Annotated in this window: 28 protein-coding genes; 17 read left to right on the top strand and 11 right to left on the bottom strand. The window is 44.2% G+C overall.

Features of this window, described 5'->3' with window-relative positions; translation table 11 throughout:
- The first annotated feature begins 3 nt into the window (after positions 1-3).
- The 5 genes from ACXAH2_RS03950 to ACXAH2_RS03930 all read left to right on the top strand — a co-directional run bounded on the left by ACXAH2_RS03950 (position 4) and on the right by ACXAH2_RS03930 (position 5,582).
- Positions 4-1,032, top strand: coding sequence for a putative 2-aminoethylphosphonate ABC transporter substrate-binding protein (locus tag ACXAH2_RS03950; RefSeq protein ID WP_475076861.1), 1,029 nt, complete (start codon positions 4-6; stop codon positions 1,030-1,032).
- A 91-nt stretch (positions 1,033-1,123) separates the two neighbouring features.
- On the top strand, positions 1,124-2,245 hold the full coding sequence (locus ACXAH2_RS03945) for a putative 2-aminoethylphosphonate ABC transporter ATP-binding protein (protein ID WP_475076860.1): 1,122 nt from the start codon (positions 1,124-1,126) through the stop codon (positions 2,243-2,245).
- The gene (locus ACXAH2_RS03940) at positions 2,242-3,960 is read left to right on the top strand and encodes a putative 2-aminoethylphosphonate ABC transporter permease subunit (RefSeq protein ID WP_475076859.1); all 1,719 of its coding nucleotides are present in this window, start codon (positions 2,242-2,244) and stop codon (positions 3,958-3,960) included. Before ACXAH2_RS03945 ends, ACXAH2_RS03940 begins: the two co-directional genes overlap by 4 nt.
- Before the next feature lie 12 nt (positions 3,961-3,972).
- Positions 3,973-4,893 carry an EamA family transporter gene (locus ACXAH2_RS03935; protein ID WP_475076857.1) on the top strand — a complete coding sequence of 307 codons (921 nt, stop codon included), beginning with the start codon at positions 3,973-3,975 and terminating at the stop codon, positions 4,891-4,893.
- Positions 4,894-4,925: 32 nt separating this feature from the next.
- Positions 4,926-5,582, top strand: a complete 657-nt coding sequence (locus ACXAH2_RS03930; RefSeq protein ID WP_475076856.1) for an HAD family hydrolase — start codon at positions 4,926-4,928, stop codon at positions 5,580-5,582.
- Positions 5,583-5,681: 99 nt separating this feature from the next.
- Here the strand turns inward: ACXAH2_RS03930 and ACXAH2_RS03925 are convergent, their stop codons facing one another.
- Complete coding sequence (locus tag ACXAH2_RS03925) at positions 5,682-6,434, bottom strand: DUF4344 domain-containing metallopeptidase (RefSeq protein ID WP_475076854.1); 753 nt, start codon at positions 6,432-6,434, stop codon at positions 5,682-5,684.
- 107 nt (positions 6,435-6,541) lie between these two features.
- On the bottom strand, positions 6,542-6,733 hold the full coding sequence (locus ACXAH2_RS03920; RefSeq protein WP_475076853.1) for a hypothetical protein: 192 nt from the start codon (positions 6,731-6,733) through the stop codon (positions 6,542-6,544).
- 106 nt (positions 6,734-6,839) lie between these two features.
- On the opposite strand from ACXAH2_RS03920, the gene ACXAH2_RS03915 reads away from it, so the two are divergent.
- Genes ACXAH2_RS03915 through ACXAH2_RS03900 form a run of 4 tightly spaced genes read left to right on the top strand, consistent with a single transcriptional unit; the run spans position 6,840 to position 9,313 of the window.
- Positions 6,840-7,442 (top strand): GNAT family N-acetyltransferase, encoded by a 603-nt coding sequence (locus ACXAH2_RS03915; protein WP_475076851.1) that lies wholly within the window; start codon positions 6,840-6,842, stop codon positions 7,440-7,442.
- A 46-nt stretch (positions 7,443-7,488) separates the two neighbouring features.
- Positions 7,489-8,127, top strand: a complete 639-nt coding sequence (locus ACXAH2_RS03910) for a hypothetical protein (protein WP_475076850.1) — start codon at positions 7,489-7,491, stop codon at positions 8,125-8,127.
- A 14-nt stretch (positions 8,128-8,141) separates the two neighbouring features.
- Positions 8,142-8,705: a GNAT family N-acetyltransferase gene (locus ACXAH2_RS03905; RefSeq protein WP_475076849.1), complete on the top strand. Its 564-nt coding sequence runs from the start codon at positions 8,142-8,144 to the stop codon at positions 8,703-8,705.
- A 5-nt stretch (positions 8,706-8,710) separates the two neighbouring features.
- The gene (locus ACXAH2_RS03900) at positions 8,711-9,313 is read left to right on the top strand and encodes a glutathione S-transferase N-terminal domain-containing protein (RefSeq protein ID WP_475076847.1); all 603 of its coding nucleotides are present in this window, start codon (positions 8,711-8,713) and stop codon (positions 9,311-9,313) included.
- A gap of 49 nt (positions 9,314-9,362) precedes the next feature.
- Here ACXAH2_RS03900 and ACXAH2_RS03895 read toward each other — a convergent pair whose 3' ends face one another.
- Both ACXAH2_RS03895 and ACXAH2_RS03890 read right to left on the bottom strand, forming a co-directional pair.
- Positions 9,363-10,010 (bottom strand): LysE family translocator, encoded by a 648-nt coding sequence (locus ACXAH2_RS03895; protein WP_475076846.1) that lies wholly within the window; start codon positions 10,008-10,010, stop codon positions 9,363-9,365.
- An 80-nt stretch (positions 10,011-10,090) separates the two neighbouring features.
- Positions 10,091-10,888, bottom strand: a complete 798-nt coding sequence (locus ACXAH2_RS03890; RefSeq protein WP_475076845.1) for an AraC family transcriptional regulator — start codon at positions 10,886-10,888, stop codon at positions 10,091-10,093.
- A gap of 162 nt (positions 10,889-11,050) precedes the next feature.
- Here ACXAH2_RS03890 and ACXAH2_RS03885 point away from each other — a divergent pair, with 162 nt between their 5' ends.
- Complete coding sequence (locus ACXAH2_RS03885) at positions 11,051-11,416, top strand: SpoIIAA family protein (RefSeq protein ID WP_475076843.1); 366 nt, start codon at positions 11,051-11,053, stop codon at positions 11,414-11,416.
- 74 nt (positions 11,417-11,490) lie between these two features.
- Here the strand turns inward: ACXAH2_RS03885 and ACXAH2_RS03880 are convergent, their stop codons facing one another.
- Complete coding sequence (locus ACXAH2_RS03880; RefSeq protein WP_475076842.1) at positions 11,491-12,837, bottom strand: anti-phage deoxyguanosine triphosphatase; 1,347 nt, start codon at positions 12,835-12,837, stop codon at positions 11,491-11,493.
- Between the two features lie 111 nt (positions 12,838-12,948).
- Here ACXAH2_RS03880 and ACXAH2_RS03875 point away from each other — a divergent pair, with 111 nt between their 5' ends.
- Positions 12,949-13,230, top strand: coding sequence for a LysR family transcriptional regulator (locus tag ACXAH2_RS03875; RefSeq protein ID WP_475076841.1), 282 nt, complete (start codon positions 12,949-12,951; stop codon positions 13,228-13,230).
- Here ACXAH2_RS03875 and ACXAH2_RS03870 read toward each other — a convergent pair.
- On the bottom strand, positions 13,227-13,880 hold the full coding sequence (locus ACXAH2_RS03870; protein WP_475076839.1) for an NUDIX hydrolase: 654 nt from the start codon (positions 13,878-13,880) through the stop codon (positions 13,227-13,229). The genes ACXAH2_RS03875 and ACXAH2_RS03870 overlap by 4 nt on opposite strands.
- A gap of 8 nt (positions 13,881-13,888) precedes the next feature.
- Positions 13,889-15,322 carry an aminodeoxychorismate synthase component I gene (gene pabB, locus ACXAH2_RS03865; RefSeq protein ID WP_475076837.1) on the bottom strand — a complete coding sequence of 478 codons (1,434 nt, stop codon included), beginning with the start codon at positions 15,320-15,322 and terminating at the stop codon, positions 13,889-13,891.
- Positions 15,323-15,410: 88 nt separating this feature from the next.
- Here pabB and ACXAH2_RS03860 point away from each other — a divergent pair, with 88 nt between their 5' ends.
- The 5 genes from ACXAH2_RS03860 (at position 15,411) to ACXAH2_RS03840 (ending at position 18,645) form a co-directional block, all read left to right on the top strand.
- Positions 15,411-16,277 (top strand): alpha/beta hydrolase, encoded by an 867-nt coding sequence (locus tag ACXAH2_RS03860; protein ID WP_475076836.1) that lies wholly within the window; start codon positions 15,411-15,413, stop codon positions 16,275-16,277.
- A gap of 176 nt (positions 16,278-16,453) precedes the next feature.
- Positions 16,454-16,963 carry a GspH/FimT family pseudopilin gene (locus ACXAH2_RS03855; RefSeq protein WP_475076835.1) on the top strand — a complete coding sequence of 170 codons (510 nt, stop codon included), beginning with the start codon at positions 16,454-16,456 and terminating at the stop codon, positions 16,961-16,963.
- Complete coding sequence (locus ACXAH2_RS03850; RefSeq protein WP_475076833.1) at positions 16,960-17,313, top strand: hypothetical protein; 354 nt, start codon at positions 16,960-16,962, stop codon at positions 17,311-17,313. Before ACXAH2_RS03855 ends, ACXAH2_RS03850 begins: the two co-directional genes overlap by 4 nt.
- Positions 17,313-18,206 (top strand): hypothetical protein, encoded by an 894-nt coding sequence (locus ACXAH2_RS03845; protein WP_475076832.1) that lies wholly within the window; start codon positions 17,313-17,315, stop codon positions 18,204-18,206. The genes ACXAH2_RS03850 and ACXAH2_RS03845 overlap by 1 nt, the downstream gene beginning before the upstream one ends.
- A gap of 1 nt (position 18,207) precedes the next feature.
- Positions 18,208-18,645, top strand: a complete 438-nt coding sequence (locus ACXAH2_RS03840; RefSeq protein ID WP_475076831.1) for a hypothetical protein — start codon at positions 18,208-18,210, stop codon at positions 18,643-18,645.
- Here the strand turns inward: ACXAH2_RS03840 and ACXAH2_RS03835 are convergent.
- A complete protein-coding gene (locus ACXAH2_RS03835; protein WP_475076829.1) occupies positions 18,629-18,892 on the bottom strand; it encodes a PP0621 family protein in 264 nt (87 codons plus the stop codon). The genes ACXAH2_RS03840 and ACXAH2_RS03835 overlap by 17 nt on opposite strands.
- 73 nt (positions 18,893-18,965) lie before the next feature.
- On the opposite strand from ACXAH2_RS03835, the gene ACXAH2_RS03830 reads away from it, so the two are divergent.
- On the top strand, positions 18,966-20,603 hold the full coding sequence (locus ACXAH2_RS03830) for an NAD+ synthase (protein ID WP_475076828.1): 1,638 nt from the start codon (positions 18,966-18,968) through the stop codon (positions 20,601-20,603).
- Positions 20,604-20,704: 101 nt separating this feature from the next.
- On the opposite strand, the gene ACXAH2_RS03825 is transcribed toward ACXAH2_RS03830, so the two are convergent.
- The 3 genes from ACXAH2_RS03825 to ACXAH2_RS03815 form a co-directional block, all read right to left on the bottom strand.
- Positions 20,705-21,670, bottom strand: coding sequence for a carbohydrate porin (locus tag ACXAH2_RS03825; RefSeq protein ID WP_475076826.1), 966 nt, complete (start codon positions 21,668-21,670; stop codon positions 20,705-20,707).
- Between the two features lie 535 nt (positions 21,671-22,205).
- Positions 22,206-23,900: a methyl-accepting chemotaxis protein gene (locus tag ACXAH2_RS03820; protein ID WP_475076824.1), complete on the bottom strand. Its 1,695-nt coding sequence runs from the start codon at positions 23,898-23,900 to the stop codon at positions 22,206-22,208.
- Between the two features lie 29 nt (positions 23,901-23,929).
- Positions 23,930-24,361, bottom strand: coding sequence for a BLUF domain-containing protein (locus ACXAH2_RS03815; protein ID WP_475076822.1), 432 nt, complete (start codon positions 24,359-24,361; stop codon positions 23,930-23,932).
- Between the last annotated feature and the right edge of the window lie 177 nt (positions 24,362-24,538).

The following is a 24,538-nucleotide window of genomic DNA, read 5'->3' as shown; positions in this document are numbered from 1 at the left end:
GAGATGACTCAGAAGACCCTATTTAAACGTCTGGCTGTTTTAGCAGGTATCACCACGATTTCGATAGCAGCTCATGCGGCAAAGACAGAATTGACTGTTTATACTGCGATTGAAGCAGAAGACCTTAAAAAATACGCAAAGCGTTTTAATCAAGAGCACCCAGAAATCAAAATTAACTGGGTACGCGATTCAACCGGTATCGTTACAGCAAAATTGCTGGCCGAAAAAGAAAATCCTCAAGCTGATGTGGTGTGGGGCTTGGCGGCAACCAGTTTAATGTTGCTGAAAAATGAGGACATGCTGGAGTCTTATAAGCCAGAAGGCTATGACAAGCTGTCTGACAAATTTAAAGATAGGGATGCCAAGCCAGTGTGGACAGGTATGGATGCTTGGATGGCGGCCGTTTGTTTCAACACGGTAGAAGCCAAAAAATATAATCTACCTAAGCCAACTTCATGGAAGGACCTAACTAAGCCTGTTTACAAAGATCACATTATTATGCCTAACCCGAACTCTTCCGGTACGGGCTTCTTAGACGTGAGTAGTTGGTTGCAGATCTTTGGTGAAAAAGAAGGTTGGGCTTACATGGATGACCTGCATAAAAACATTAACCGTTACACACATTCAGGTTCTAAGCCTTGTAAGTTAGCGGCAGCGGGCGAAATTCCAATTGGTATTTCGTTTGCCTTCCGTGCAGCTAAATCTAAGAAACAGGGCGCGCCACTGGACATAGTGTTTCCAACAGAAGGTTTAGGTTGGGACATGGAAGCAACGGCGATTGTTAAAGGAACGGACAAGCTGGCTGCGGCTAAGACCTTGGTTGACTGGACGGTGTCGAAACAAGCTAATGAAATGTACAACGAAGGTTATGCTGTAGTGGCTATGCCAGGTGTGGCAAAACCGGTTGAATTTTTCCCTGCCAACGCTGAAGAACTCATTATCAATAATGATTTTGAATGGTCTGCAGACAACCGCACTAAGATCCTTGCGCAATGGCAAGAGCGCTTCGATAACAAGAGTGAAGCCAAATAAATAAAGCTAAGCGGAAATAGGGCATTCGCCCTATTTCCTGTGTGTTCAACTCAACCATTATTCAGTGTGTTTTGTCATGGCTCAGGGTGTTATGAGCGGGCCATTACCAAACACACTAGGCAAAGCAGAGGATCTCATGTCGACCCAAGCCTATCTAGAAATTCAAAATATCCATCAGACATTTGGCTCACATCAGGCGCTAAAAGACATTTCTCTTCATATTAATGAAGGGGAATTTGTGTGTTTTTTGGGGCCATCAGGGTGTGGTAAAACCAGTCTACTAAGAATCATCGCTGGCTTGGACACACCGGTATCTGGTGATCTATTTCAGGCTGGAGAAAACAATACCTATACCCCCATTAAACACCGTGACTTTGGTATTGTTTTCCAATCCTATGCTTTGTTCCCCAATTTAACGGTAGCCAATAATATTGCCTATGGTTTGGTGTCCAACAAGGTCAGTGCCAGTGAACGTCGAACCAAAGTCACTGAATTGCTCGCCACCGTTGGCTTATCCGGCAGCGAAGAGAAATACCCAGCACAATTGTCTGGCGGGCAGCAACAACGTGTGGCGTTGGCGAGAGCTTTGGCTACCTCGCCTGGTTTGCTGCTACTGGATGAGCCACTTTCCGCATTGGACGCAAGAGTCAGGGCGCATTTGCGACAAGAAATAAAGCAGCTACAAGAGAAACTGGGCGTCACTACTATTATGGTGACCCATGATCAAGAAGAAGCCTTGACCATGGCAGATAAGATTGTCGTGATGAATCAGGGTGTGATTGAACAAATTGGCACACCGCAAGAAGTCTATGCTCAGCCGAAAACACCTTTCGTGGCGGAGTTTGTTGGAGAGATGAACTTCCTCAATGCGACAGTAAGTGGGAATGGATTGATGCAATCTCATGATTTGAGTTTACACTGTGATAACACCACGGGCATGGCAGAAGGGAAACAAGTTCAGTTGGCGATTCGACCTGAAGACATTCGTTTCAGCACAGGGGACGAGGAGCAAAACTTAGTCAATGCGAAAGTGCTTCATCTGGAATTTCTTGGCTCTAGAGTACGTTCTTTATTGCAACCGGAAGATCACCAACACACCATTGTGGCGGACATTTCGATGAATGAAATGTCTCGTTTACAGCTAACACAAGGGCAACAGGTGCATTGCCAGTTGCCACAGGAACGTTTGCATATCTTTGGAGGTGAGGCATGAGTCAATCCAGCCAAAGTTTGACTTTGCAAGCGGCGCCTAAGCCAAGCTGGTTGTCGCGCCGAAGCCTCGATGAATGGAGTTTAGGCGGTGTTTTAGTCATTGGTGTCTTGGCGCTTTTTGTTTGTGTTGTGATGCCTTTGTACACCTTGTTGTCGAAGAGTGTAGAGAGTAAAGCGGGTGATTTTATTGGCCTAGATAACTTTGCTAAATTCATTGAGACGCCAAGTTTGTACAGTTCGATCAGTAACTCCTTATTGATCGCTTTTTTGTCTACTATTATCGTCACCAGCTTATCTTTCTTAGCTGCCTATGGCATCAGTCGAACCTGCATTCCGTTGAAAGGCGTTTTTAAGACTGTTTTGGTGTTACCAATTTTAGCGCCTTCTTTACTGCCCGCGATTAGCTTGGTGTATCTGTTTGGTAATCAGGGAATATTGAAAGAATTATTAATGGGCGAAAGCATTTATGGCCCCATTGGTATTGTGATTGGGTCTTGTTTTTGGACTTTTCCTCATGCTCTGATGATCATGCTAACGGCACTTGCTAATACCGATGCGCGTTTGTACGAATCTGCAGAAGTGCTGGGCGCGTCGCCCATGCGAACCTTCTTTACCGTAACCTTGCCTGCGGCGAAATACGGCATTATCAGTGTGGCCTTTGTTGTCTTTACCCTAGTCATTACTGATTTTGGTGTGCCCAAAGTAATTGGTGGCCAGTTTAACGTATTGGCGACGGACATTTATAAACAGGTCATAGGGCAACAGAATTTTGAAATGGGGGCGACGGTCAGTGTGATTCTCTTGTTGCCTGCATTATTAACCTTTATTACCGATCGCTGGTTGCAACGCAAACAGTCGGCGTTATTGACCTCGAAAGCGGTACCTTGGACGGCACCACAACGTATCTGGATAGACAGAGGTTTTCTTATCCTAATGTTGTTGGTATCCGGCGTGATACTCAGCATTATTGGCATGGCGATTTACGCCTCTTTGGTGACCTTTTGGCCCTATAATTTGGCCTTGTCTTTCAACAATTATAACTTTGATCTCATGGACGGCGGCGGCTGGGAGTCCTACTGGAACTCGATTCAGATGGCCGCCTTTACCGCACTGATTGGTACAGGGTTTATTTTCTTCCAGTCTTATCTGGTGGCGAAATTACCTGGCTTTCATGTCCTCAAATGGTTTTTTCATTTGTTCGCTATCTTGCCTTTGGCGGTACCTGGTTTGGTGTTGGGTCTGGCCTATATTTTCTTTTTTAATGCGCCGAATAATCCTTTGAATAGCATTTATGGCACCATGACCATTTTGGTGGTCTGTACTATTAGCCACTTTTATACGGTTTGTCACCTGACCGCAACGACGGCGTTAAAACAGATAGACAGTGAATTTGAGTCGGTATCAGCGTCGTTAAAAGTGCCACAAATCAAAACCTTTTGGCGAGTTACTTTGCCTGTTTGTATGCCCGCTGTACTGGACATAGCCAGTTATCTTTTCGTCAATGCCATGACCACAGTATCCGCAGTGGTCTTCTTGTATTCCTACAATACCAGTTTGGCATCAGTGGCGGTGTTAAACATGGATGACGCAGGGGACATTGCCCCTGCCGCGGCCATGGCGGTGATGATCATGCTGACTTGCATGTTGGCGCGCATCCTACATTGGTTCTTGGGCAGCGTGCTGCTGAAACACACGCAAACATGGCGTCAAAGATAAGATGGCTGTGCTATGACAATTACGGCCATTATCTTGGTGCTCATCTCCACCATCATGCATGCGGGCTGGAATTTTTTTGGTAAAAAAACCAGCCCCACTTTGGCTTTCTTTTTTCTTACCATGGTGGCGGGGGCGGTACTCTTTTCGCCTTTGGTCGTGCTGAAGTGGTCGTTTATTGGTGCGTTTAATAACGAGATAATTCTACTCTTGTTCATGACAGGTTTTTTTCAGTCGATTTATCTGTGGGGCTTGGCGGAAGCCTATAAAGCGGGAGACATGTCAATTGCTTACCCCATCGCTCGATCGTCTCCTCTCATTATGGTGGGTATTTCGAGCTTTTTGTTAGGGCAGCAGCAAGCCATTTCTGTGCAAGCCGTACTTGGTATGGGCATGATAGTGATAGGTTGCCTATTAATTCCTTTACCAAACTTTCAGGCGTTTACCTGGCGTAACTATGCCAATCGAACCACCTTGTTTGCCTTGGTGGCGGCGTTTGCCACAGCGGGATACTCCTTAGTGGACAATCAAGCCACTTTCTTGATGCGTCGGCTTCAAGATGACTCGGGACAAGCACTGGCAACCGCCAGTGAAGTGGCTTTGGTGTATGTGACATTGCAAAGTGCTTTTGCTGTGATTTGGATGATTTGGTTTGTGCTGAGAACCAAATCACAACGACAGGAATGCAAAAATTTGCTCAATAATCAATGGCAGGCCGCTTTATTCACTGGTGGTCTGATGTTGGGTACCTACTCACTGGTGATTTTAAGCATGGCTTATGTTGATAATGTCAGCTATGTGGTGGCATTCCGGCAATTTAGTATTCCATTGGGCGTTTTATTCGCCGTTATTGGCTTTGGAGAATCCCTTCGAGGCCCCAAAATTATCGGTGTATTTATCACCTTTATTGGCTTAGTGGCCGTGGCACTAGGCTAAAGAAAACCTTTATGTATCAATAAGGAGCCAGAATGGCACTCGCATTTTTCGATCTCGATAACACCTTAGTCGCTGGGGATACAGCACAAGCTTTTTCAGAATACATAGATAAGGATCCAAGCATACCGACACCTGAAGACTTTTTGGACAAGAATCACAGTTACATGGATGAGTACGATGCGGGTACCTTGGATTTAGCCGATTATATGCGTTATACCCTGTCGCCCTTAATGTCATTAACTGCGGCACAAGTGCAGGAATTGATTCAAAGTTTTATTGACGAAGTGATTGTGAAAATGGCCTTGCCTAAAGCCAACGCCTTAATTGAGCAACACTTGAATGAGCAAGACCAAGTAATCATTATCTCGGCAACGGGGACACATTTGGTTGCCCCCATTGCGAATTATTTAGGGGTATCTCACGCATTAGGTGTGGATATAGATATCCAACAAGGACAGATTACCGGTGAGGTGGTGGGGGTTCCGACCTTTAAACAAGGTAAAGTGACACGGGCTTTGGCATGGGCTGAACAACACGGCTATGACATGAAAGACGCTTATTTTTACAGTGACTCCCACAACGATTTGCCCTTGTTAGAGCAGGTGACTCATCCTGTGGCGGTTGACCCCGATCCGACCTTGAAACAAATTGCCACACAAAAAGGCTGGCCAATTGTGAGCTTGAGATAATCTTGGAATCGTAGCAAGGTGAAGTGACTGGCTAACGGTTTTTATTTTTCAACCCTATCTACTTTACCTTGCTTAATTCTCTGCATGTGTGGCGCGGCGTTATTTTAAATACCTGTGCCAGTTGTACTGGACGGTTGCAAAATAGTATTGGCAGTACTCTTGCCTTTCTGTAATGAATTCAGAATCGACTTCATTGAGAAGGTTGGGATGTTGCTCTGGGTTAGCGCCATAAACTAAACAAAGAGTGGAAAAGTAGCGTTGTAGATCAAAACTGTGCTCGCCAATGTAATCCAAACTATCGTAATACTCTGGCCCTTCCTCTGACTCGAAAGCAAACATGTCCGCTGCACTGATGGCAATGGAATCACCTTGATCAAAGTTTTCAAGAATGAGTAAGGTGGCTAAATTATCAGCCGCATCTTCTTCTTTGCCAAGAATAGCGATGTCTTGATCCAGAATATAAGCGTGAGCCAGTTCATGAAAAAGCGTATGGATAAGGGTATGAATTGCCGCATCTGTGCTGGTGACACCGTAGTTTTTTTGATAAGCGTTCTGCTTAAAGTAGCGCTCTGCTCCGAGAATAAAAGAGTAGGGAATCAAGATACTGTTATCCTGAGAGTCAAATAGTGGTCCCTCATCGCTCCCAAAAATGATGGAGATAGGCTCATTAAAATGGAATTGTTCATCGATAATCGTCGACATTCTGTTAAACCACTGGCGGTCTTTTAAGACGGCTAATATGGTCTTTTCTTCATTGTTTTTAGCACCTTGTAATGTGAAGGTGGCATTGGCGGCATACAGGTTTTGTAGGGCGAGCAACAGCATCACCGGAAAGATAACGAAACGTATCATAGGGAAAGCCTTTTTTAACGGAATACGTAATACTAAATAAAATGAATGCGCTTGTGATTTCTTTTTTTAATTTAAACAACTAACGGTTTTTTCTGGCATCAACTTTTTCAATAAGTCTGCCACAGCATTATGACTAACAAGCAGTTGCTTGCCTGATCCAATGGCATGGCAACGAACCATTGCTGGCAAACCTCATTGCCTAGGGATTTTCCTAGATGAGAATAGTGATTTTGTGGCACCCAGTTTGGGTTGTCTGAGTCTGTTGCCTTTTTCACAACACTAATGAAATCGCAAGCCATTCCTATTGCTGAATTAAAAGACGGTATCCTAATGGCATTGAAATATCATAAGCTTAAAAGACGGCCTTTATCAGGCGCATGAGCATCCATTTAACAGAGGTAAGTCATGATCTTCGAACCTGTGGTATTACAAGGCGAGCATGTTCGTTTAGAACCCTTGTCGAAAGCGCATAAAACGGGGTTATGTGAAGCGATATACGATGGTGAATTATGGAAGCTGTTTGTTACCATAGTGCCGCATGTCAATGACATTGACGATTTTATCGATAATGCCTTGATGGCTCATGCATCTGGTGACGGTTTAGCCTTTGCCACCATTGATGAAAAGACGAATCAAATTGCCGGCTCAACTCGCTTTATGAAAGCCAACCTCGCTAATAAGCGGGTCGAAATTGGTTTTACTTTTCTTGGCCAGCGTTTTCAAAAAACTCATATTAATACCGAGGTAAAATTGCTGATGTTGGCGCATGCCTTTGATGTTTTGTCGTTGAATCGTGTTGAGTTTCTGACAGATTATTTAAACACCCAATCGCGTAACGCGATATTGCGCTTAGGTGCCAAACAAGAAGGTATTTTGCGTAATCACATGGTGATGCCAAATGGTAGGGTAAGAGACTCAGTTGTCTTCAGTATTATTGCTAATGAGTGGGCTGGAGTGAAACAAAATTTAGAAGATAAATTGACCTCCTTAATACGAGGCGTTGAGTAGGATGCATTTTTCATAAAGAGTATGAAGGTTGTTAGGGCCATTTAGTATGTCATTGGAATTAGACCACTTTTTTATTCTTACAGAACAACCTGAGCAAGCTGGTGATAAGCTGGTGGAGTTTGGCTTGCAAGAAAGCTTTCGTCGCGACCACAAAGGGCAAGGAACGTCGAATCGTCGTTTTCAATTTACCAATGGTATGTTGGAAATTTTGTATCTGCGTGATGCAATGGAAGCCAGTAATGGTCCTGCTAAAAAGATGCATTTGGTTGACCGAGTAGAGCGGACTGACGCATCGCCTTTTGGCGTGGTGTTGACGCGAACCTGCGAGATGGGAATTTCCATGCCTTTTCAAGGTTGGTCTTATCAACCGGACTATTTTCCTGCCCCAAATGCTTTTCATGTTGGCGCAAATTCGCTTATTTTGGCAGAACCTCTGTGTGTCTACGTGCCTTTTATGTCGCCGCTTAAGCGTGTTGAAGACGAAGCACCAATTCGCACCATTTCAAAGGTGACTGTAGCGGTGGCTAAAGAGTCGTTTTCAGACACCTTAGAGGGTCTTACATCGGTTGATAGATTGTCATTTATCAAGGCACAAGAACACCTTGTTGAATTAACATTAGGAAATGAAGAGCGCGGTGAATGGCAAGATTTTCGTCCTCACTTGCCTCTGATTATTCGTTGGTAATGGAATAGAGCAAAATGGAAACCAAACGTCTTATTTTACGGCAATGGCAAGCGAGTGATTACTCTGTCTTTGCTGAAATGAACGCTGACCCACAAGTGATGGAATTTTTCCCCGCGCGCTTAACGAGTGCCGAGAGCCATGCTCTTGCGGATCGTCTAAAAGGCTTGATTACTGAGCGAGGCTGGGGTTTTTGGGCGGTCGAATTAAAAGCCACGAGCCAATTTATGGGATTTGTGGGATTGCATTATCAAGATGAAGACAGTGGTATTCCCAATGCACCATTGGTGGAAATCGGTTGGCGCTTGTCATCTGTTTATTGGGGGCAAGGTTACGCCACGGAAGCGGCTTTTGCCGCATTAGATTATGCGTTTGAGCAATTAGCGGTAACCCAAATGTATGCCTTTACCTCGTTGCAAAACATGCCATCACAACGAGTGATGCAAAAATTGTCTATGATCAATTGTCAGCAAGATTTTGATCACCCTAAATTGCCTGATGGTCATACTTTGCAAAGGCATTGTTTGTATTCAATTGATCGCACAAAATGGCGGAAGATGAAAAAAGGGAATGGGGAGTAATGTCAATGCAATTAGTGGTTGGGTCATTGTCAACTTGGTCGATGCGAGCCTGGTTATGCAGTCGTATCGCTGAAATAGAATTGGATTTGGTGGTTGTGCCGTTAGGTGAGCTAGGTTACGAGACTAAGCTTGCGTACTATTCACCTTCTAACTTGGTACCCGTGTTAGTAACCGATCAGGTGACCATTCATGACTCGTTAGCCATCGTAGAGTATTTTAATGAGCTTTCTGATGGTGTTTTGTACCCAGTAAATTCATTTGACCGAGCCATGGCGAGGAGCTTGTGTGCTGAGCTGCATTCTGGTTTTGTCGCGATTCGAACCCTTTGTCCTTTTTTGTTTGATGAGGTGGTAAATGTGGATCAAAGCATTCCGGCCATTAGTAATGATATTGCCCGTTTACAGGCAATTTTTTCTCAGGCGAGATTGCCTTTTATGTTTGATAGCGCAGGCGCGGTAGATGCTTTTTATGCCTTAATGGCGTACCGCTTACAGGCTTATGGTGTGGTGTTTGAAGGGCGCGCTGGTGAATATCAACAAAGCCTGTTGAATTGGCCTGAGTTTATAAAAGTACTGCATGAATCAAGGGGTTGGGCGGCAGAGAAATAGCCTGCATTGCTGGGCCGCTTTTCCTAAGGCTGTCTATTTAGCCGCTCCGCTAGGCCAATAACACACGCCACAAAATGCCTGCTCCGAGTAGGCAAAATAGCATACCGCATAGCAGATCGATATAACGACTGAGGCGCGTTAGCAAGGCTTGGCTGCTGGCTTTGGTCAGTAGCCAAGCTAACGCGCTAAACCAAGCAAGCGATAATCCCCAAATAATCAGCAAAGCCGAGCCTTTTCCAGCCCACGACATGCCTGCTGGGATCAGACTGGACATAAGACTAATGAAAAACACCAAGGCTTTGGGGTTGAACAAATTGGTTAAAAAGCCCTTTGAAAAGGCCTGTTGTTTTTTTCTCAATAAGGCTTGGTCCTGTGTATTGGCTAAGCTCGTTGTCTGCTGCCAGTTTTGATAGCAACTGATTAACGCGCCAACGCCTAAATACAAAAGGTAGCCTGCGCCTAAGCATTGTAATAGACGAAACAAAATAGGCTGCTGGTGGACCAACAAGCTGATGCCAGTAATGCTCAGCACCGCATGGGTTAAGATGCCAAGGGATAAGCCAAGGGCAATGTAAAAGCCAGTTTGGCGACCATATCGTGAAGCGTTCTGTACCACCAGAGCAAAGTCCGGCCCCGGGCTGATTAACGCCACAAAATGTACCAATGCTAGGGTAAATAAGATGGATACTTCGTTCATGTTAATAGCCTTCTGTTAGTGACAAGATTAATGGCAATTATCATGATTCTTGAATGGTTGGGCTTGTAAAATATTGACAATTAACGAATTTCTGAAGGGGATACGCCAAAGCTGTGTTTAAAGGCCTTGCTGAAATGTGCTTGATCGTAAAAAACCACTTGTAGCGCGACTTCTGTCCCCGAATGGTTGGCTTTAAGTAGCTTCATTGCCTGTTCAAGACGTAAGCGAGTAAACCAAGCATAGGGCGTCATGCCAACTTTGGCTTTAAATTGACGTTGAAACTGACTTGGGCTGAGGTCACATAAGTCCGCTAGCTGCTGTAAAGAAACAGGCTCAGCTAAATGGGCCAGTAAAAACTCACGCAAGCTTTGCAGGTCATTTTTGCCTAATGAATAAGTTGTTTTGAAAGCTTGACTCTGCCCGTACCTGTTGATTAGAGGTGAGAAGCTTTCGTAAGGTAAGCAGTCGCGCGCTAATTGACTTAAATCGCCTTTACTCAAAGCAAAATAAGCCTGAGAAAGAGAGTGGAACACCACAGGATCTTGAATGACCTTGTGAGGAAAGATAAAAGTGTTTTCGCTAGAGGCGTTTTCCTCTAAAGCTGTAAACCAGTCGGGCTCGACAGAAAAAACATGTGTTGTGTATCCATTAGCCTCCATTGCACGACCATCGTGCAACACATCAGGCGGCATGATAACCAATTCACCTGGCCCAACATGCTGACGTTCGCCTTGTGAGATAAAAGTTTGGCAGCCCTCCACGATAAGCCCAAAGTGATAATCGAGGTGATAGTGTCGATCAAATTCAAAGGATTGAAAGTGACCGCTTATTAAGTTCACTGACGGATCCGCTGAGGTGAAGTGTTGTACTTTATCCATGAGGTTACTATTGCTTTAAGGCGGTTACTTGAACTGTTTTACCAATTACTCTTTATGTCCAGCTTAGCGAATGGCGTCATCTAAGTCTTGTAAAAAACTGACAGTTTGATGGAAAAGGTCTAACTTTACCTTTAAAGCCTATTGCTGCCTAAGGAGAAAGCCATGTTCCATGTTGAAAAACAGGGAGACAATCATTTGTACATTGCGTTTGATGGTCAGTTGGATTCATTGCAAATGGAGGTGGCGCTGAATGAGTTTATTTTGCTGGCGCAGGGCATTGAAAAGGGCACCATGTTGTATGAAATCGCCGCTTTTCATATGCCTTCATTCAGTGCTATTGCCGTTAAATTATCTAAATTACCAACCTTATTTAGCTTGATTGGTAAGTTCCGCAAAGCGGCGGTATTGACCGATGAAAAGTGGCTACAAAAGGTCAGTGAAATAGAAGGTTTGTTGATTCCTGGGTTGGAAATCAAAGCCTTCTCATTAGACCAAAACGTGGACGCTGAAGCTTGGTTGGCGTCATGATATTTGATCAGACGCACTTTCTTTAATGCGTCTTACCTAATAACTTTACGTGGGGGCTATTTAATAGGGACTGTCTACATGGGTTCAAAAACCGAGCCTAAACTGGGCACGAAGAGTTTATTGTACATTCGGCTTGCATAGTCGTCTGTCATGGATGCCATATAGTCGCAGATGATGCGCAGACCATTATCGCCTTGATCGCAACTACTTTGCCATTCGCGAGCGATTTCCTGGGGTAAGAGTCTGGCTGGGTCGGCACTGTAGGCTTGGAACATTTCTAATAACATTTGTTGGCCTTTATAGACCAGCATTTGTACTTCTGGACGCTGAATAATGTGTTGCATTTCAAATTGCTTGAGCAAAGCTAAGGCTTGTCGTTGTCCTTCTGGTAAACCGACTTGAAAGCGTAATAGCGGATGCTCAAATTTCGGATTCTCCACCACCTGACAAGAGGTAATAAACCAGCTAACCAAATTACCAATGGCTTCTTTGCGTAAATGACTTTGACGACTAAACAATTGGGTACGCAAGCTAGTAAGATTGTTTTTGAAGAAAGGCGAGGCTAAAGCAGACAGTTTTGGCTCCAAATGTTCTTGCCACATGTCTTTGGTGACCATACCAAGTACAATGGCATCTTCGAGGTCATGGACCCCATAGGCAATGTCGTCTGCCAAATCCATGATGCTGGTATCAAAACTGGCGTGCGCGACTTTACCGTGGGCTTCTGGCGAGCTGCGCTGAACCTTTTGTAAGGCGTCTTTATCCGCTTGGCTAAAAGGTTCTATGATCCAGTTCAATAAGGCTTGTTCGTCTTCATAAACGCATTTAGGTGGCGTCCAATTGGCGGCTTTAAATTGGCGAAAGTTATCGGGTTTACTGGGGTATTGTCCAACCACCTGATGGTGTTGCACTGGGTATTTCAAAATGCCGAGTAGGGCTCTGCGAGTCACATCCATGCCAAAACGTTCAGAATAGGAGCCACGCTTGCCAAGGATGCGTAATGATTGCGCATTGCCTTCAAAGCCGCCGTTATCCAACATCATATAATTGAGAGCGATTTCACCTCCATGACCAAAAGGCGGGTGACCAATATCGTGACTCAGACACACGGTTTCAATGAGCGCATCGTCGGCTAACCAAGGCTGGAACTCTGCCGTTTCTGCTGAGCTAAATTTGAGATGATGCACTATGCCGCTGCCGATTTGCGCCACTTCCAAAGAATGGGTAAGCCGGGTGCGGCTGTAGTCATTTTGACGGATGGCCAATATTTGCGTTTTGGATTGTAAGCGACGAAAAGCAGCACTGTGAATGATGCGTGCTCTGTCTCTTTGGTAAGGGGTTCGATAATCGTTGTCGCGAGCAGTGTGTTGGCCAGATTGTCTTTCGTACCAAGGTTGAAAAGCGTCGTTTGCAACTGTCATAGGGGTCATCGATCTAGGTAAATAAACCCCAATCTTTCATCAAAACACGATTTAGGTCAATGTTCCGTGAAAATGCCTTAGGCATAATGTTCCTTATTATAAGGAATCGTTATGCTAAATACTCAACACTTAATGACATACAAAGCCTTAGTGGAAACTGGGAGTTTTACTCGCACAGCTAAGCAATTGGGTCTGACCCAACCAGCGATCAGTCAGCACATACAAAAACTGGAAAAGGAGTTGGGAGAATCCCTATTGATTCGTCATGGGCGCAGTATTGAATTGACACCAGCGGGCAAGGTGCTGTTAAAACACATTGATGAATTGGAAGGTTGTTATCGAGAGTTTATGGCCTCGTGGCAAGCTGTTTCGCATCCTGCAGAGGCTTGTTAAGCCAAAGTGTGTCTAGCAAGGGTTTGATAAAGCCCATATAAGATGCCAGCGGTGACTCCCCAGATCCGAATGTCGTCATAATAGATTTCAAAATAGCCACGGGACACAGAGTCAAGTTTGCGTTGTTTGAAAGCATAGTTTTGCGGCGTAAGTAAATGGCGCAAGGGTACCCAGTGTACGCTTTTCACTTCCTCTTCACACAAGCTGAGTTCACTTTTTCGGGTCATTTCGGCCACGATGGGTTTGATGCAGAAGCCAGACAGGGTACAGTATTCACCCAGCTCCCCTAATAAATCGAAGCAATCCGGCGCTAGGCCCACTTCTTCTAAGGTTTCTCTTAACGCTGTGTATTGAATACTGACATCATTTGAGTCGTGTTTGCCGCCGGGGAAGGCGATTTGACCAGGGTGATTACGCATGTGTAATGCCCGTTGGGTGAGTAAGACATAAAGCTCGCCATCTGAAGGTTCCTGCCAGATGGGGATCAACACGGCAGCCGAGCGATATTCCAGTTGGTAGCCGGCTGGGAACATTTCCTCATCTGGGTTATGAATACTTTGGCGATAAGGTTCTTTGTCTAATGCTGCACGAATATCATCTAAACCTAGGTCAATGGGTGGAGCATTTAAAAACTGCTCTATGTCTGACATGAAAAGACCTACTTCATAAAATCTTGTTCTAGAGTATGAGTTAATTTACCTACTTTGGTAAAGGTTTCCTGATATTCTTCCTCACATTTTGAATCGGCGACTAAGCCACCGCCGGCCCAGCAATGTAAATTTCCATTATCTGCAACCAAGGTGCGAATGGTGATGCTAGAGTCCATTTGTCCATTGCAGCTAAAGTAAGCAATGGAACCACAGTAGGCAGAACGCTGATGGGGTTCTAACTCGTCGATGATTTCCATGGCGCGAATTTTTGGGGCACCGGTAATGGAACCGCCGGGGAAACTTTGTTGAAACACCCGAATGCTTTGTTCCGCTTGGTCGATGCGACCTTCCACTGTGGATACCAGATGATGCACATTGGTATAAGTTTCCAAGGCAAACAGTTTGGGCACCTTGATGCTGCCGGTTAAACAGGTACGGCCCATATCATTGCGCAATAAATCCACTATCATCAAATTTTCCGCTCTGTCCTTTTCAGACGCCAATAAACGCTCGGCATTAGCTTTATCTTCCTCTGCGGTTTTTCCTCGAGCCATGGTGCCCTTAATGGGTTTAGACTCCACTCGACCTTGGTCGCACAACAAAAAGCGTTCAGGCGAATGACTCAAAATAGAGGCGTGTTCATGCAATTCCAAATACGCCGAGAACGGCGTTGGACAAACATCGCGCAAGGCTTGATAAGCAGTAAAGGTATCCCCCTCATAAGTGGCGCTAAAGCGCTGAGCGAGATTGACCTGATAACAATCGCCCGCCTGAATATAGGCTTGAACTTGAGCAAATTTATCCGCGTATTCTTGCCGACTCATGTTGGATTGAAAGCTCGATGTGAGGGTGAAATCCTGTGGCTGCGACAAATCATGATGCCCCAATTCATGGTCATTGGCGCTGGTAAAACGATCGATTAGCGAGCGGATTTCATCTTCCTGACACCAAGGTGTGTAAACCAATTGTGTGCTTTTGGTTTGATGGTCGGTTATCACAGCCCAGCCATATAGGCCAATATGCAAGGTGTCTAGGGCAATGTCATGGTTGACGGTATCGGGCAACTTTTCGACAAAATGGCCACTTTCGTAACCATAATAACCCAATAATCCACCGGTAAAGGGTAAGTCTTTGGGGGCGTTTTGAGCCCATTTTTCTTGACAGATACGCGTCATTAACTCGTCTAGCAATGTCATGGGGTTGGTTTGTTCTGCCAACTCATACAAAGGCGTGCTGAACCATTCGATCGCACTGGCGTTTGTCTGGTGTTGATGGGCGCGCACTCGAGCCAATGGATTTGCCACCATAATATCGAATTGTGTATCACGGAAGTGTTCGTGGTTGCTATCGAGCAAGGCTTTGTAAGGTAAATCTCGTATGGCTGAGTAAAAAGCCAGTAAATTGGATTGATAAGAAAGATTTACCTGTTTGATTTCTGACATTGTGTATCATTACCTAGTAATATGTTACCGCCTACTGAATGGCGAATATTGTATTCTTTTAATAAGGGTCCTCACAGGTTAATTACAAGTGTCTGACGTTTTTTTTCTTACTTTGCCTCATGCTCGTTTAGCGTACCGTCTTTATGAAAACCCTGACGCCAAAGGGGATCGTTGTTGTTTATTGTTGCACGGCGCTGGCGTTGCTGGGGAAATCACCTTTTCTCCTATGTTGCCTTATCTTACCCAATGGCGCTGGATGCTGGTGCCAGATCTCGTCGGCATGGGAGAGTCATTTCACCATCATGGCGAAGAAGCGCCAGTAGCCATTAGTCAACTGAGTGAGGATGTGACTGCCTTGCTCGCCCATTTAGACTGGCAGAAATTTGATCTGGTGGCCTATTCTTTAGGAGGTTTGGTGGCCTTACAGCTTAATCAGCAGCGACAGCAAGCAGGTCATGTTGCATTGAAAATGGCCTTGTTAGAACCGGCGTCATTGGACAGAGAAGACTTGTCGCAATTAAAAGAAGTGCGTCAGAAATATCGTCATGCCTCGCATTTGATTCGCGAAACCGGCGATGTGGAATTGGGGGTCGCGCTTTTTATGGATGGGGTATCACCGAATCGTCGTAAGCATCCCGTGGCAGAAGCGACCACCCAATCGCGTTTGGCTCATCGTCCTTTTGGTTTTGCCTACGCACTGGATGCGGTAACTGACTTTGTTGAACACGCGGCCGAGCAACATCATATTCGACAAGGCTTGATCGATGCCGCGCCAGAGGTATTTTTGTTTTCTGGTGAATTGAGTCATCAGGGGTTACGCGAACATTATGAATTACTCAGTCAAGGTAATTCTGCTTGGCAGCATAAAGTAATGAGTGCTTGTGATCACTCATTACCGTTTCAAAAACCAAGACAAATTGCCAATCATCTCAATAAGTGGTTTGCCTCGCCATAAGCTTGCGCTAGGATAGGTTGGTGAGGGCAGGATGCTCTCTTAACTAAGTCAGTGTGTCGTGCAGACAACTTGTGACCTGTCTAATAGCATCGATGTAAAGAGCATTGCGGTAAAAAGCAGGTCAGATAAAAGCTTGGTAAAAACATGAGTGATTCTATAGAACAAGGAGGTGTTCTATGCATCAACAAATGGGTTTTTCCTTATTTGAGCTATTGTGTGTGATGGCTATTTTGAGCCTACTCGCGCACTTTGGCTTGTCCAATCTTCTCTCCCTTAATCAGCAACAACAAGACCAACAGAGCTTAAAAGAACAAGTCGCTCGTTTGGCGTCGGCTTTGACGCGAGCTCGTGAGCTGGCGGTGGTCAGCGGCCAAAGCAGTTATGTGTGCGGTGGTGTGGCTTGTTCTGGCGAATGGTCACGTGGCTTTCGTCTTTATCAAACACAAAATAATACCGATTATGAGGTGTTCAATGGGACTTTTGTTGAATCTTTGAGTTTGCAGTGGCGTGGCTTTCCCGCACAGAAAAAGCAAATTGAATATCAAGTCAATGGTCTATCAGGCTATCAAAATGGCACCTTTGTGTTTTGTTTGGGTAAATGGCAAATGGACTTGGTGTTGAATCAAAGTGGCCGGTTTTATCTGAGTCATTTGAAATCTCGTCGTTCAGAGGGAGACTGCTTATGAGACCTTGCAAAGGGGAATGCTTGAACAAGCAAGCGGGTTGGATTCTATTGGAACTGACTCTTTGCTTAGTGGTGATTGCTTTGGTGAGTTGGCTAATGATGCAACAAACCGAGAACAGCTGGTCAAACTTGCACTTGTCAAAGGCGCAGCGAGCACAATGGGATAATGTGCAAAAAGCGCAGATTATGCAGCAACTCACGGGGGAAGATTATGTTTCATTAATGGAAGGTATATTGTCTGCACAAGAGCAGGATTACCCTAAATGCTCGGATTGCCGTGAAGAGAACTTGCGTACTTGGTTTAAAGCCAGTTTGCAAAAGGGGGTGGCGCCCGTAAAGGAAACAGAGTGATGGCATTAGCAAAACGACGCCAAGCAGGAGGGCTTATGCTTGAATTGCTGGTGGCTTGTGTTGTCCTAAGCCTCATTTTGCCATTCATATTGAACAGTGTGCGAGATATTAGGTTAGACCATATACAGCGTCAAGCCTATCAACAAAGCTTGCTACTAAAGTCGGCTATCGATGCACATTTGCGTGCTCAATGGTCACGTTTAAAACCTGCCCATTGTCTCCCTGATACGGCGGTTTCTATTACTATTGCGAATGGCAATAAAGCACCGCAAAGGTTGGCAAATAAAGACTTGGCAATTGACCAAGATTGGCTGTTGGCGACGGATGTTGGCTTATGTCGAGTGTCGACAAAAATGGTCAGTAATCCCATGAAAATAGCGGCGAATTGTCATTGGCAAGCAGGCGATGAGATTGAGTTTGCCAGTTGTAGAGGCATTACCAAGGGACAGGTGGTTTCTGTGTCCAGTGGTCAAGCAAGCTTGAGGTTTGCTGATAATCAATTGCTTGGCGAGTCAGGCGTGATTGCCAGTCAAGATATGTTTTATTGGTATTTAGCCGAAGGCAAAGCGGGTAATAGCGCTTTGTGGCGCACGCCAGCCGAAACTGGCAATGCGTTAGAGCTGTGGAGTGGCATTGAACACTTGTCTATTTTTCCATTGCTCGACACCCAACAAGATAGCCTAGTGGACAGTCTGAATACAGAGTATGGCGAGTATTCTATGGCATCGGTGCGGGCATTATGGGTGGAATATCAATATCGTGTTGAAGACTGTCAATGGCAAGCAGAAGACAGCGCATTACAAGACTATATCTCCATGCGTGGACACACTTGGCATTATCGTCCGCCATGTCAGCAAGTGACCAATCAGATCATAGATTTGCAGGGATTTTGATATGGTCAGCAAGTTGCAAGCCGGATGGCTGGGGTTGCCTATTTTAGCCCTCTTGCTGATTGTCGCAGGCTTGTCTGCAGCGGCTCAAACGCAATTATTGGCAGACTACCAATGGCGCGGCGAATTGCAGGAACAAGCAAAGCCCGAATCCATTTGGCGGAGTTTTATGCAGGCGAAAGTGAACCATGTCCAATTTAGCCAAGCGGAACCGTCTTTGTGTCAGGGTTTTTGTGCCTTGCATGAAGCACAATGGCAAGCACCACCTACTCAGTATGAGCAAGATGGTCAAGTCATAACCTACCAATGGCATTTTTACCAAAGCGATGATAAAGGTGTTTATCATCGGCTTTGTGCTACCCGTAACCAACAGCAGTATCATTGTTGGTGGTGGCACGAAAGGCGTTTACACAGTCAGGCTTGGGTCAGTTCGTCTGATTGAATTCTTTTAAATGTTCAGCGCTACAAAATGGACGTGCTTGTTCATCATGAATGGCATGAGAACGCGGTACATAGGTTTTGCATTGTAAGCAACGCACCATGCTTTCTTGATCTGCTTGAGACTTGTCTTGTTGCTTGCTGTTTTTGTCTTTTGAGGACGTCTGCTGACCTTTGAAAACAACAAATTGGCGATATAACCACCAACCAATGAAGAAAATCGCGATAAAAACGATTAAACGGACGATCATACACTTTACCTAAGTTAGCTAATTCCAGACAATATACGGCATATTCTAACAGAGTTGATGAGATAGCAACGGTATGACATTAAGAATTGCAATGGCCCAACTGGATATGTTGGTCGGCGATATCACCAAAAACACCCAATCTGTTATTGCCACGGCAATTCAAGCTCGTGATGAGGAAAAAGCGGATGTGGTGGTTTTCCCCGAATTGACCTTGACTGGCTATCCGCCGGAAGATTTATTGCTGCGTCCTAGCTTGGACACTCGCATTGAAGCGGCACTCGATAAGATTTTTCAGCAAGTGAAGGACATTTACTTGGTAGTGGGTTACCCACGACGTATCGATGGTGAGTTATTCAACTGCGCTGGTGTCATTCATCAGGGTAAATTGTTAGTAGAGTACGCCAAGCAGAAACTGCCAAACTTCTTAGTATTCGATGACAAACGTTACTTCAGTGACGGTCAAAACGCAGGGATTGTGACCATCAAAGGGGTTCAGGTGGGGTTAAGCATTTGTGAAGACATCTGGCACCCAGAGCCCATTGCCCAAGCCAAAGCCGCCGGTGCGGAGTTGATTTTGAACTTGAATGCCTCGCCTTACCACATCGAAAAAATGGGTGAACGTGAAACCTTGTTGCATAAGCGTGCCACGGAAACTCGTTTACCCATTATGTATGTGAATTACATGGGGGCTCAGGATGAATTGGTTTACGAAGGCGGCTCCTTTGTGGTCAATGCCAAAGGCGAAAAGGTGCTGCAAGCCCCATGGTTTGAAGCCGGCTTATATTGCGCAGAGTTCATTGTGGATGACAGCCAGACTCATAAGGTGTCTCCCGTTGCTGGTGCTATTGCCCCTGTATTGGATGTGGAAGCCAGCGTTTATCAGGCGATGGTGCTTGGGCTGCGTGATTATATAGAGAAGAACCGTTTTAAAGGCATTGTGTTGGGATTAAGTGGTGGTATTGATTCTGCTTTGTCCCTGGCCGTTGCCGTCGATGCCATTGGGGCGGATCGTGTACAAGCCGTGATGATGCCATACACCTACACCTCGTCTATCAGTCTTGAAGACGCGGAAGAAGAAGCTAACTTATTGGGTGTGAAATACAGTGTCTTGCCGATCGAATCCATGGTATCCGCCTTTAATCAGGTGTTGGCGCCAGAATTTGAAGGTTATGGCAAAGACACCACAGAAGAAAACCTGCAAGCGCGAACGCGCGGTGTCACCTTAATGGCGATTTCTAATAAGAAAGGCTACATGGTATTAACCACGGGCAATAAGAGTGAAATGGCAGTGGGTTATGCCACCTTATATGGCGATATGGTGGGGGGGTATTCGGTGTTAAAAGACGTGTTTAAAACCTTGGTGTTTAAGCTGTGTCGTTACCGTAATAGTTTGGGATATGTGATTCCTGAGCGCGTGATCACGCGTCCACCCTCTGCTGAACTCGCCCCGGATCAGAAAGACGAAGACTCGCTACCCAGCTACGACATTCTTGATCAAATTCTACATAGGTACATTGAGCAAGATATGAGTGCGGAAGCCATTTTAGCCACGCAGGAATTTGACCGAGATACGGTATATCGAGTGTTGCGTCTGGTGGATGTGAATGAATACAAACGCCGTCAAGCGCCGACTGGGGTGCGCGTTACTGCGCGAGGTTTTGGTCGTGATCGTCGTTACCCCATTACCAATGGTTGGCACATTGGTGAGTAAACAGAGGCTTTCATTAGCCAACTCATGAGAGCCTAGCGCGAGGAAAAGAACAACGCACTTTAAAAGGGGATAAAAAGGGCGTTGTTCTTAAGTTTCTATTGCTAGAAGGTATAATTAAAACGAACACGGGTTGCCATAACCGTATCGTTTACATCAGCCGCAACATCATCTGCGGTTGAATAGGAAGCAGCCAAGGTCATAGAAGCATTGTCTATGTCAAATACCGGCAGGGTATAAGCAGTATATAATGTGGTGACGGACGGATCTGTACTGGCATCATCAACCGAAGAAGAGATCACACCTAAGCCAAAATTGTTGTAGGTCATATTGGCAGTTACTGAGCTGACTTCTTCATCGGTTTCGTCGTCTTCCATTTGAGTCACAGCGACATTGATATTCGCCCCAGAGACATCAAAATTGGCTCCTAGAGAGAATCCCGACTGGCTGACTGCACTGCCACTGGTAAGATCGTAGTCCAAACTTTCATAGCCAGCTGTAATGGTCGCTGAGCCTGCTTTGAATGTGATCACTGGTCGTATGCCAGCAATGCTTGTGGTGTTGTCGCCCGTGTCATCATCTGAGTCACCTGCGCCATAAATGGTGCCTAATTCAAAGTGGACCACATTGTTTGGGTTAAAGTGCAAAGCGATTTGACCACCATCATCGCTGGTGCGACCACGGGCTTTATTCGCTTCATAGACAGTGACACCGCCGGCATTTTCGACGATAACGTCTTTACCTTTGGGGAAAAGATTGATGGCTTCAAAACGACCTAGTTGGATGTCCCAGTTCGAGTTACCTACTTTTAGATAGGCATCAGCAATAGAAGAGGTTCCATTTACTTTTATTTCAATGGTGCCTTTTCCTTCAACGAAGTTATCACCTGAGGTATGCTTTCCTAGCGTACTGAATTCGACTCGACCGGATTCTAAATAGGTGGTATCACCTATGTCTTTGTCGATCATATCAGTATTGATCTCAAAGTTAGCATCAAATGAAGGAGAAGCCACCACGCCAGCAGAAAGTAAACTACTGAAGACGGCTGTATACAAAGTGCTTTTTTTCATAATGATAAAACCTATTTTATTTTTTTTATTAAAGATTTTGAAAATTGTTTCAATTTCCACTTTTTATGATTAGCAAGAAAAAAAGTTAAAACAATATTTTGATTGCATATTTATCGCTTAATTTTTTCTTAATTAATCTTTGTTCTAGTAGCTATATATCCAATGTAAGTGACTTTTCTAATGTATTGATATTATTGTACTTTTTAAATTTTAGATTGGCTTATAAGAAGGCTTGTATGGTGAATAGTGAGCGAATGATCGACAATTCAGTTTTCTAAGATTCGATCTTTTTTAAAACCATATTGATATTAATGACTTAAAGTCTGTGTAAAAATAACTGGCCAATATCCTCAATATGGATTTGATTTAGCGATTAGTGAGAAGATTAAAGAATTGCTATATTTAATAAGGAGTTAAGGCATTTAAGAAATAATAAAGATACTTTGAAAAGAATAAAAAGCGAATTTTTTCTTTATGCGTTTAGGACATAAAAAAGGCCTTTTAAGGCCTTTTTTACTAAGGAAGATAAGTCTCGTTAGATTTTAAACTGATTTAAATCCGAGTTTAAATGAATGACGTTTTTGGCAATGTTATCGTTGGCTTCAGATACCTTGTTAGCATTCTGAGTGGTCTCCAGTGAGATGTTTTTAATGTTGTCAACATTGCTTTGAATTTTATCTGCCACGGTAGATTGCTCTTCGGTTGCAGCAGCAATTTGCGTGTTTAAATCGGCAATTTCATTGACGGACATTACCGCATTGTCGAAGTGTTCAGCGGTTTCCTGACCAATTTGCAAACATTCTTGGGTGGCTTGAACCCCCTTGTTCATTTTGTCCATGGCAACTTCGGCGCCACTCTGCAAACTTTCGACCAAGTTTTGAATATCCACAGTCGAGGTTTGGGTTCGTTGCGCAAGGGATCGCACTTCGTCAGCGACGACGGCAAAGCCACGACCAGATTCGCCCGCTCTTGCTGCTTCAATGGCAGCGTTTAGTGCCAGTAGGTTGGTTTGCTCCGCAATGCCCTGAATGGTATCCAAGACAGAACCTATGTTGTCGGTTTCTTTTACCAAGTCACGAATGCTGTCAGAAGTGAGTTGCACGTCTTCAGACAGCTTAGAGGTAATACGCTGATTTTCTAACGCGGCGGTTTTTCCTTTTGACACTAAGTCTCGCACCTTATTGGCTATTTCCGAAGCATTGATGGTGCTTTGCGCTACTTCAGCAGTGGCGATGCTCATTTGTTCAACGGAACTGGCGACCAATTCGGTTTCCAGTTTTTGACGCTCAACATTGGCCAAGGTATCTTGCACTACTTCAATGGCGGATTCTGAACTCTGGTTTAAAGAAGCAGTAGATTTAGCCACATTAATGATTATTTTGTGCAGTTTGCAGATAAAAGTGTCAAACCTTCTGGAAACTCGCCCTAATTCATCTTTACTGGTAATTGACAGTCTTTTGGTTAAGTCTCCTTCACCTGACGCCAGTTCTTCAAGGCTTGCAATGAGGTTTTTGAGAGGTTTAATCACGGAGCGGCCAATAAAGGTGGGCACAATAATGGCTAAAACTAGTGCAATACAGAGCACAAGTATAATTATCTTAATGGCGTTTTGCTCATCTTGGTAGGCGACTTCTGCCGAGTTGAGAGAGAATTGTTGTACTTCATTCAATACAGCAACCAGATGATCGTCTAATTTTTCATTGGCTTTTTCAATGTCGACAATCGTGTCTAGGGTTTTTTCTATTCCCTCGTTAAGTGTTTGATCGAGGAACAGCAGTATCATACTTTCCACTATAAAAAATTCTTCTTCGACAAGTTTGTATTCAGTGAGTACATGTTCGTATTCTTTTTTTGCTTCAGATGAATGTACTTCCTCTTTTAAGCGAATGATGGTGGCTTCAGCCTCCACAATTTCATCATGCAAAAGTTTGATTTTTTTGTTTAGGTTTTTTATTAAATTTTCAGACTCGGTAGAAAGGACTTTTCCTTTTACTTTATCTAATAGTGCATGAGAAACGACTTTTTCAAAGGCAATGGCTTGTTGCAATTGATGCTCAGTGATTAAGATTAAGGTATTGTTTAGAGGTAAGTGGTCGTGAGCAATTTCTTTAATTTCATTACCAATTTTGTTCATTTGAGAAATTGAGAACCAACCAAGCGTAACAATCAATAAAACTTGTATGACACTCATAAGAATAAACTTATGAGAAATTTTTAAGTTAGATAGCATGATGTTCTCCTACAGCATGGATACAGTTATTAAAAAATAAGTTCTTTTGTTTTATTTCTAAAGTTTGTCAATGCTTTAATAGCAAAGTCCGTGTTATTTGAAATGAAATTTTCAAGATTCTCATCTTCTAGAAAAGAAGTAGTAATATCTGCTTTGATACTGTTTTTCTTAAGGTTTCGAAACCCCATTCGCCATTGTTCAAAGCTTCGTTGATTGATGTTAACCTTTCTTAAACAGACGATATTAGAATGCCTTTTGTCCTTTTTTATTTTTTCATAAGTTGGCAGAAGCACGTCTTCTTCGCCTTCAATAATTTGAATGAAAGTACCTGCGCCATTATATAAAAGAACCCCCGAAATATTATTTTTTCGGTTTTTCTCAATAAAACTTTCTAACATCAATGTAAGTTCTGAATCTGAAAAACACTTTTCAGCTTTACTGATGTAGGTTATTGAAATCATATTTTGCTCCTTTCAAAGCAATCAGCCAGTTATCGAAGCACTAGCACCTTCATTGAGATTGAATAGTGACACACAATTCAGCAATCTTATGTGGTGGTTGTGTATACTTTTGTGCCATTTAAACCCTTATGATGGAAGAAACGTTTCGTCGGTTAGCTTTTGTTTCGTCAAGGCTTT

This window comes from Marinomonas sp. ABL3_031, from assembly GCF_056161265.1.
Note: the sequence above shows the minus strand (reverse complement) of the source record. Positions and strands in the feature narration are given on the sequence as shown.

Coding starts and splice junctions, on each gene's coding strand:
- ACXAH2_RS03950 (WP_475076861.1), top strand. CDS start 4: ATGACTCAGAAGACCCTATTTAAACGTCTGGCTGTTTTAGCAGGTATC.
- ACXAH2_RS03945 (WP_475076860.1), top strand. CDS start 1,124: ATGAGCGGGCCATTACCAAACACACTAGGCAAAGCAGAGGATCTCATG.
- ACXAH2_RS03940 (WP_475076859.1), top strand. CDS start 2,242: ATGAGTCAATCCAGCCAAAGTTTGACTTTGCAAGCGGCGCCTAAGCCA.
- ACXAH2_RS03935 (WP_475076857.1), top strand. CDS start 3,973: ATGACAATTACGGCCATTATCTTGGTGCTCATCTCCACCATCATGCAT.
- ACXAH2_RS03930 (WP_475076856.1), top strand. CDS start 4,926: ATGGCACTCGCATTTTTCGATCTCGATAACACCTTAGTCGCTGGGGAT.
- ACXAH2_RS03925 (WP_475076854.1), bottom strand. CDS start 6,434: ATGATACGTTTCGTTATCTTTCCGGTGATGCTGTTGCTCGCCCTACAA.
- ACXAH2_RS03920 (WP_475076853.1), bottom strand. CDS start 6,733: ATGGCTTGCGATTTCATTAGTGTTGTGAAAAAGGCAACAGACTCAGAC.
- ACXAH2_RS03915 (WP_475076851.1), top strand. CDS start 6,840: ATGATCTTCGAACCTGTGGTATTACAAGGCGAGCATGTTCGTTTAGAA.
- ACXAH2_RS03910 (WP_475076850.1), top strand. CDS start 7,489: ATGTCATTGGAATTAGACCACTTTTTTATTCTTACAGAACAACCTGAG.
- ACXAH2_RS03905 (WP_475076849.1), top strand. CDS start 8,142: ATGGAAACCAAACGTCTTATTTTACGGCAATGGCAAGCGAGTGATTAC.
- ACXAH2_RS03900 (WP_475076847.1), top strand. CDS start 8,711: ATGCAATTAGTGGTTGGGTCATTGTCAACTTGGTCGATGCGAGCCTGG.
- ACXAH2_RS03895 (WP_475076846.1), bottom strand. CDS start 10,010: ATGAACGAAGTATCCATCTTATTTACCCTAGCATTGGTACATTTTGTG.
- ACXAH2_RS03890 (WP_475076845.1), bottom strand. CDS start 10,888: ATGGATAAAGTACAACACTTCACCTCAGCGGATCCGTCAGTGAACTTA.
- ACXAH2_RS03885 (WP_475076843.1), top strand. CDS start 11,051: ATGTTCCATGTTGAAAAACAGGGAGACAATCATTTGTACATTGCGTTT.
- ACXAH2_RS03880 (WP_475076842.1), bottom strand. CDS start 12,837: ATGACAGTTGCAAACGACGCTTTTCAACCTTGGTACGAAAGACAATCT.
- ACXAH2_RS03875 (WP_475076841.1), top strand. CDS start 12,949: ATGCTAAATACTCAACACTTAATGACATACAAAGCCTTAGTGGAAACT.
- ACXAH2_RS03870 (WP_475076839.1), bottom strand. CDS start 13,880: ATGTCAGACATAGAGCAGTTTTTAAATGCTCCACCCATTGACCTAGGT.
- pabB (WP_475076837.1), bottom strand. CDS start 15,322: ATGTCAGAAATCAAACAGGTAAATCTTTCTTATCAATCCAATTTACTG.
- ACXAH2_RS03855 (WP_475076835.1), top strand. CDS start 16,454: ATGCATCAACAAATGGGTTTTTCCTTATTTGAGCTATTGTGTGTGATG.
- ACXAH2_RS03850 (WP_475076833.1), top strand. CDS start 16,960: ATGAGACCTTGCAAAGGGGAATGCTTGAACAAGCAAGCGGGTTGGATT.
- ACXAH2_RS03845 (WP_475076832.1), top strand. CDS start 17,313: ATGGCATTAGCAAAACGACGCCAAGCAGGAGGGCTTATGCTTGAATTG.
- ACXAH2_RS03840 (WP_475076831.1), top strand. CDS start 18,208: ATGGTCAGCAAGTTGCAAGCCGGATGGCTGGGGTTGCCTATTTTAGCC.
- ACXAH2_RS03835 (WP_475076829.1), bottom strand. CDS start 18,892: ATGATCGTCCGTTTAATCGTTTTTATCGCGATTTTCTTCATTGGTTGG.
- ACXAH2_RS03830 (WP_475076828.1), top strand. CDS start 18,966: ATGACATTAAGAATTGCAATGGCCCAACTGGATATGTTGGTCGGCGAT.
- ACXAH2_RS03825 (WP_475076826.1), bottom strand. CDS start 21,670: ATGAAAAAAAGCACTTTGTATACAGCCGTCTTCAGTAGTTTACTTTCT.
- ACXAH2_RS03820 (WP_475076824.1), bottom strand. CDS start 23,900: ATGCTATCTAACTTAAAAATTTCTCATAAGTTTATTCTTATGAGTGTC.
- ACXAH2_RS03815 (WP_475076822.1), bottom strand. CDS start 24,361: ATGATTTCAATAACCTACATCAGTAAAGCTGAAAAGTGTTTTTCAGAT.